The sequence below is a fragment of the Candidatus Clostridium helianthi genome, from assembly GCF_045310795.1.
Classification (GTDB): domain Bacteria; phylum Bacillota; class Clostridia; order Clostridiales; family Clostridiaceae; genus Clostridium; species Clostridium helianthi.
In genome coordinates this window covers 1-2,073 of record NZ_JBJIAB010000095.1, presented here as the reverse complement: position 1 = coordinate 2,073, position 2,073 = coordinate 1, and the positions used below count along the sequence as shown (strand labels likewise).

The window sequence follows — 2,073 nt, the reverse complement described above, 5'->3', positions numbered from 1 at the left end:
TAATGTTTTGTTGTTATCTGTCGTTTCTGACAGCTTACTCAGTATATCACCGCTTTCGAAGCTTGTCAACAACTTTTTCAAAAAACTTTTTGAACTCATTTTTCAGTAGTTCTATTAGCTTTAAGTTATTAATTTTGCATCTCTTAGCGAGGATTTTATCATATCATCACCATTCGACATTGTCAACAACTTTTCTAGAAAATCTTTTTCCTTTTAAGTTGTTTTGCTTATGTCTCTTAGCGACGTGTTTTATCTTAACACATAGTCTATTAGCCATTCTGGCAAAAATCATCATTTATACCATTTAAATCTTAAAACCTATACCAAACTCCATTTTTCTTCTCATTTCTACTATTGATACGCTAGGTATAGTTAATAGTTATTTAAGTATTCTTCTAATATATAATAGGTCTCATGATCCTCCCACTTTCCATTAATTAATAGATATTTTTCATTTACTCCAATTAATCTGAATCCACATTTAGTTAATACATTTTTGGATTTTTTGTTATTTATCAAAGCTGATGCTTCTATTCTATGAAGACCACATTCTTTAAACGCATAATTTAGTAGCAGTTTTACACTCTCTTGCATATAGCCATTCCCCTGCTCATTTTCATCTATTGAATAACCTAATATGCCATTCTTCAACGATCCATATATAATTCGTGAAAGTTTTATCTTTCCAATCAATTTTTCTTCTTTAAAAATACCCAAATCTACACTTGTTCCATTCAAAAATTCCTTATAACTCTTATTTAACAATTTTCTTTGTGTCTCAACTGTGTAGAAATCACTATCTCTACTTGGTTCGAAAGGAGCCAAGTAATTTTTATTTCTTTTATAATAATCCAACATTTCTTGAGCATTGCTAGGAGTCAGATTTCTAAGAATTATATTTTCCCCTTTTAATTCCACTAATGAATACCTGCACATTTGGTCATATTCAATTCTAGTTATACCAAATGACAGTTCATCAAGATATTCACCTTGAAAATATTCATTTTCATTAAATATTCCTTCTAGAGTAAAACCTAAATCTAAAAATGCAGTTAAGTCTATTTTTTCAAGAACTTTTATGTTAACCTTAAAAATATTCGAATCTTTAAATATTCCCTTTAATATAAGCGATAGTGTATCACTTAATAATTCATAATTATATTCTCTATAGAACTTAAGATTGACGTTACATGTTTTGCTTCTACCAGTTAATTCATCAGTACTGAATCTACCAATGATAATATCATCCATATCTCTTATTAAATATTCTGTTTTATTCGATCTATTTCCTTGTATCTTTACTTTCATGTTTGATTCCATATAATTCCCCTCTACAATTATGAAAATCTGTCTTCTCGATTCTTAATCCATTATTTATTATTTTCAATTTCACTATTCAACATTCCTATATAATCATTCAACACTTATTTTAATTTTCCTTTTTGCTGTAATCTTAGTTACTCTTATCAATTATATTTCTCTAAATTCTATATAGAAGATTATTACTGGTTACATAAGTTCCACCTCATAACCCTATACCCCTTCTTACACTAACTAAAAATTGATAATTAGAAAAGCAATATAATTATACTCTAGTTTCATAAATAACCCTCTCTTTTTAAAATATATAAGAGATTATATATTTCATATTTTTATAGCACCATATATACTAATATTGGTTTTCTAGATTTAATCTTGATTGTGAACTTACATTATTCAGATATTAAATGCAAATTTACTATTGTAGCTATATACTTGGACCTAATGCATAAATTTTATCCACAAAAGTCGGATTTAGTATATACTTATACACAAAACCCACAATATATTGTTGATATTTCTACATACCATGCTAATATATTGCGGGTTCTATTTTTAAGGAAGTTTACTATATTATCTAATTTAACCGTTTATCTATTTGATATTTATATATCTACTGTAATATTCCACAAGCTACGCCCAAAATACCTACTGCAAATAATCCAAAGATTATTATTAATGGATTCACGTTCTTCTTTAATAGATACATACATAAAAATGTTAGTAAAAGCGGAACTAATCCTGGCATTAAGC

At 27.4% G+C, this 2,073-nt stretch carries 2 protein-coding genes; both read right to left on the bottom strand.

The features are described 5' to 3' along the window. Positions 1-372: 372 nt before the first annotated feature. Positions 373-1,320, bottom strand: coding sequence for a GNAT family N-acetyltransferase (locus ACJDTP_RS27300; protein ID WP_077857063.1), 948 nt, complete (start codon positions 1,318-1,320; stop codon positions 373-375). 613 nt (positions 1,321-1,933) lie between these two features. After that, a partial coding sequence (locus ACJDTP_RS27295; RefSeq protein ID WP_406762992.1) for a PTS system mannose/fructose/sorbose family transporter subunit IID occupies positions 1,934-2,073 on the bottom strand: 140 nt, incomplete at its 5' end.

Excerpts from the sequence above, each read along its gene's own strand:
- ACJDTP_RS27300 (WP_077857063.1), bottom strand. The coding sequence starts at position 1,320 with ATGGAATCAAACATGAAAGTAAAGATACAAGGAAATAGATCGAATAAA.